The following is a 4,808-nucleotide window of genomic DNA, read 5'->3' on the forward strand; positions in this document are numbered from 1 at the left end:
TCGGTATAAGCCCATTTGGGCTTCTAGTGCTCCGCCCCCCCCGCCACTGCGCCCCCCGACGTCAGGGCGGCAGGCGCGCAGCGCTGAGGCAGAGGTTGCCCCAAGCGCACCCGAGTACCTGATCACGGGAGTCGAGGCACGCACCTCCTCCGTCTGGTCTTTGATTTGCCTCGCCGTCATCGCGCCGTGTATAATCGTTCGGATGTTCGTGCCTCTCACCATCGCGCGCACCCGAATCACCTGGCCCACCGTCTCGGGCGAGCCCATCGCGCGGCCTCGGCTCGAGGCTTCGCTGGCCGCGCTCGAGGCGGGTGGCCTCGCCGCGGTGATGGCGGGACCCGGGTTTGGCAAGACGACCCTTCTGACGGCCTGGGGAGTGAGGCGAGCGACCCCCAAGGCCTGGTATTCGGTGGCCGAAGGTGACGATGAGCCGATCGCCTTCGCGGCCCACGTGTTGGCGGCCATCGACGTGGCACGAGGCCGCACTGATGCCATCGACATCGATCCGGAGCGCTGGCGCAGCGTTCTCGACGCGGCCATCAATGGCGCTTGCGACCTTCCAGGGCTCGTGCTCGTCATCGACGATGCGCACCGCATCGTGCAGGCTGCCGAGGCGCTGACCTACCTGCTGCGCTATCTCCCCCCGACGGCGGCCGTGGTGCTCAGCGGTCGTCGCATGCCCGCGATTCGCGAGTGGGCGCTCTGGTCGGCGCGGGGACGGGTACGTTGCACCCTGGTTGCAGCCGAGCTCGCGCTGACGACCGAAGAGACCGCCGCCGTGGTGGCTGCCCGAGGAGGTGCCGTCGCGTCGAGCGAGGGTGTGCGTCGCTTGCACGACCGCGTCGGTGGATGGCCTCTGGGGGTCGATCTCGTGGCGCGCACGAGGGGTTCAATTGAATCTGCGGGCTCCGGGCCGGAAGGACCGCAGTCCGCGGAGGGGGATCTGCTCGACGATTGCATCGCGCAAGAGGTGTTTGATGAGCTCACGGCCGACGAGATGGCCTTTCTCATCGACTGCTCGGTGCTCGAGAGCCTGACGCCCGCGGTCTGTGCCGCGGTGAGCGGTCGCGACGACGCGGGTCGCGTGCTGACGCGTCTCGCCGAGCTCGGTCTGCTGTCGAAGAATGGTGACGCGATGCGCACCCACAAGCTCTTCCACGATGCTCTCATCCGTCGTCGCGCCGAGCGGCGCGCGGAGAGCGCCGGAACCGGTGATGCAACACGCGACATCGCTGCGCTGCATCGCCGTGCCGCCCTCGCCCTCGAGCAGTGCGGGCAGGCGCACGATGCCATCGCGCATCGCATCGAGGCCGGGGACGTCGACGCCGCGGTCAGCGCCCTTGCAGCGCTTCCCCTCACGCGCAACCGGCTGCTGACGCTGACCGATAGACTTGGAGCCGTCGTGCTCGATCTGCATCCCACGCTTCGCGTGCTTCGTGGACGAGCGCTGCGTCGCAGCCACGCCTACGAGGCGGCCAAGGTCGAGCTCGAGCGCGCTGCAGCGAGCGCCGCTCGGCTCGGGTCAGGAGACGTTGAGGCAGAGGCGCTCGCCGAGCAGGCCTCGATCTATGTCGACACCTTGCAGCCGGCCAAAGCGCGCGTGCTCCTGCGGCGCGCATATCGTCGAACGCCAATCGTCGCGATCGACGCGCGCGTGCGCATCATCGATCTGGTGGCCGAGAACTGCGTCAATCAGGGACGCGCCGCGGCGGCGCTGCGCTTCCGCCGTCTGGCCGGCCGTCTGCGAACCCGCTCTGCTTCGAGTGCCCTCGATGCGCGCATCCTGCTGCGCACGGGGCAGCTCGCGGCCGCGCGCGCCACGGCTGAGGGACGGCTTGCGGCCCACGCCACGGCATCGGGGGCGACCACAGGAGATGGGGGCGAGGCGTCCAGCGAACCCGAAGCCCATCGCGAAGAGGTCCTGGTGCTCGCGTACATCGCGGCGCTCGAAGGCGACGTGGCAACCGCCGAGCGCGCGGCCCGTCAGGGGCTCGAGGCCGCGTCGGCCTCCTGCTCGGTCTTCACCGAGGCGGTGTCGTACATGCGTCTGGGTCACGCGCTGCAGCTGCGCCCCGATGCGTCGTTCGAGGAGACGGTGAACGCCTATGCTCGCGCCCAGGCCCTGGCTGAGCGCACGGGGGTCGAGCGGCTGCGCGTCGAGGCGCTCATGGGGCTGGCGCTCGCTTACGCGGCGAAGGGAGATGTTCCGCGCTCGTATGCGTTTGCCACCGATGGCCTCGTGATCACCATGAACGCTGGCGACCTCTGGCTGTCTGCCTGGCTGCGCCTTGTCACCGGCATCGCCGGTCACCTGGGGGGGCATCCCGATGCGGCCGGCGTGCTCGAGGCAGCACGCGCCGACATGGCTGCCTGCAGGGATGTCTTCGGGCTCTCGGTGGCCGAGCTCTGGCTTGCGCTGGCGGGTCGGCGGGAGATGCCGACGACCCTTGCTGCGATGGCCGATCGCGGCCACGCGTTCCTGATGACTCGCCCCACGCTCTTCGGACCGCGCACGCCCGTTCCGGAGACGCCGTCTCCGGACATCGGCTGGCGGCTTCGGCTGCAGTGCCTTGGACCGTTTCGCGCGTGGCGAGGCACCGATGAGATCGCGAACAAGACGTGGAAGCGTGAGAAGGCGCGCGAGCTCTTCCTCTTTCTGCTCACGCGGCGCGGGCAGCTCGTGCAGAAGGAAGCGCTCATGGACCTGCTCTGGCCCGATGCCACCCCGGAGGCAGCCAACCGCGATTTTCGCGTGGCCCTGCACGCGCTGTCCGAGGCGGTTGATCCGGAGCGTCCGAAGAATGCCCTCGCGCGCTGCCTCGAGCGCCGCGGCACGGCCTACTGCATGCTGGCTGAGGCCGACCTCGAGGTCGATGTCGATGAGATGGAGCGCCTCATCGCGCGCGGCACGCAAGAGAACCGACCGGAGCTGTGGCAGCGTGCCATCGAGCTCTATCGCGGCGAATTCCTCGAAGATCTCCCCTACGCCGAGTGGGCGGCGTCTGAGCGTGATCGCCTGCGGGGGCTCTATGTGGGAACCGCGGAGAAGCTTGCGCGGCACGCCTTCGAGCAAGGCGATGATGATGGCGCCATGGGCATGGCCCACGCCATCATCGCGCGTGATCGCTGCTGGGAGGAGGCCTGGCGCATCATCATCCGCGTCCACAACCGTCAAGGCCGCCCCGCGCTTGCGCAGCGCGCCTACGACGACTGCGTTGCGGCGCTCGACGACGAGCTGGGTCTCGCGCCCTCGCCGGAGACCCAGGCGCTGGCTGTATACGACTGACGGGGCGAGGCGACGGTTGCGAGGCCGGCACGCCGTGTCAGGACACGGCTCCCCACGGGGGTGGCGCGTGTTGCAACCCGCGTGCAACACCCCGCTGGCACACTCACGGCATGAGAACACCCACCGATACCGTCAACGACAGCCTTCGCTGGAGCCAGCTGCTCAGCGGCCAGCATCCGGTGCCCATCGCCCAGTCGGCCCGCGCCGAGGTCTTTCGCCGTGACGAGATGGTGCTCTACCGCTACACGCGTGAGACCCCCGCTACACAAACCCTGCCCGTGCTGCTCGTGTACTCGCTCATCAACCGTCCGAGCATCCTCGACCTGCAGCCTGAGCGCAGCGTCGTGCAGGCCTTGCTCAAGGCGGGGTTCGAGGTCTATCTCATCGACTGGGGCGTGCCCACCGTTGTCGATCAGCATCTCGACCTCGATGCCTACGTGAATGTGTTCATCCGCTTGTTCGTGCGCGAGACGTGCCGCCACGCTGGCACCGCGAAGGTGAATCTCTTCGGCTACTGCATGGGTGGCACCATGGCCGCCATGTACACCGCGCTGCACCCCGCGCGGGTGAACAGTCTGCTGCTGCTGGGCACCCCGTTCCACTTCCGCTCCGACGAGCTGCTCTACAGGTGGGGGTGCGACCCGGGCTTCTTCGACCCCGACAAGCTCGTGGCGGCTTGTGGCAACGCGCCGCCTGGCTCGTTCGACGGCTTCTCGCTGCTCAAGCTCGGTCAGAAGTTGCCGCGCCTTTCGGCGCTCTACGACAACGTGGGCGATGCGCGCTACGTCGAGAACCACCTGGCCATGGAGCAGTGGGTGAATGACAACATCCCCATGGCGGGGGCGGTGTACGCCGAGTTCCTGAAGGCCTGCTTCCAGGAGAACCGTCTCATCGAGAAGCGCCTCACGGTAGGCGGGCGCGTGGTCGACCTGGCGCGCATCACCTGTCCCACCCTCGTGGTGACCGGGGGGACCGACCATCTCGTGCCGCCCGAGACGGCAGAGCCCGTGGCTGGGCTGCTGCCCAACGCCGAGGTGATGCGCTTCCCCACGGGGCACATCGGCCTGTCGATGAGCGGCGCCGCGCACAAGAAGCTCTGGCCGGACGCCACCGCGTGGATGGCCCGCGTGCAACCGGCGCGCAACTGACCCCCGCTAGACTGACGTTGGAGGATGAATGCAATGAATCAGGCATACGAAGAGCTCGAGAAGACATGGAAGCAGTGGCGTGACCTGACCGTCAGCAGCTGGTCGGCCATGAGCCAGCAGATGATCGAGAGCGACAGCGTGTCGAAGGCGATGGCCGCGTCCTACGACTGGAGCCTCGAGATGCAGCGCAAGACCCGCGAGAACGTTCAGTCGTTCCTGCAGGGCATCGACGTCCCCACGGGGGCCGACCTCGCGCGTCTCTCTCGTCAGGTCGTCGCCGCCGAGGGCCGTGTGCTCGATGCCGAGGAGCAGATCGAGACGTTGAGGGCAAGAGCCGAATCAGCAGAGGCCGATGCGCGCGCAGCACGCGCGCA

3 protein-coding genes are annotated in these 4,808 nt (G+C 68.3%); all 3 read left to right on the forward strand.

The features are described 5' to 3' along the window. Window positions 1-202 precede the first annotated feature (202 nt). The gene (locus EB084_19580; protein NDD30465.1) at window positions 203-3,286 is read left to right on the forward strand and encodes a hypothetical protein; all 3,084 of its coding nucleotides are present in this window, start codon (window positions 203-205) and stop codon (window positions 3,284-3,286) included. Window positions 3,287-3,396: 110 nt separating this feature from the next. Then, window positions 3,397-4,434 carry an alpha/beta fold hydrolase gene (locus EB084_19585; GenBank protein NDD30466.1) on the forward strand — a complete coding sequence of 346 codons (1,038 nt, stop codon included), beginning with the start codon at window positions 3,397-3,399 and terminating at the stop codon, window positions 4,432-4,434. A 33-nt stretch (window positions 4,435-4,467) separates the two neighbouring features. Continuing rightward, window positions 4,468-4,808 (forward strand): hypothetical protein (locus EB084_19590; protein NDD30467.1); only part of this gene is annotated, 341 nt, incomplete at its 3' end.

The organism is Pseudomonadota bacterium, from assembly GCA_010028905.1.
GTDB lineage: Bacteria > Vulcanimicrobiota > Xenobia > RGZZ01 > RGZZ01 > RGZZ01.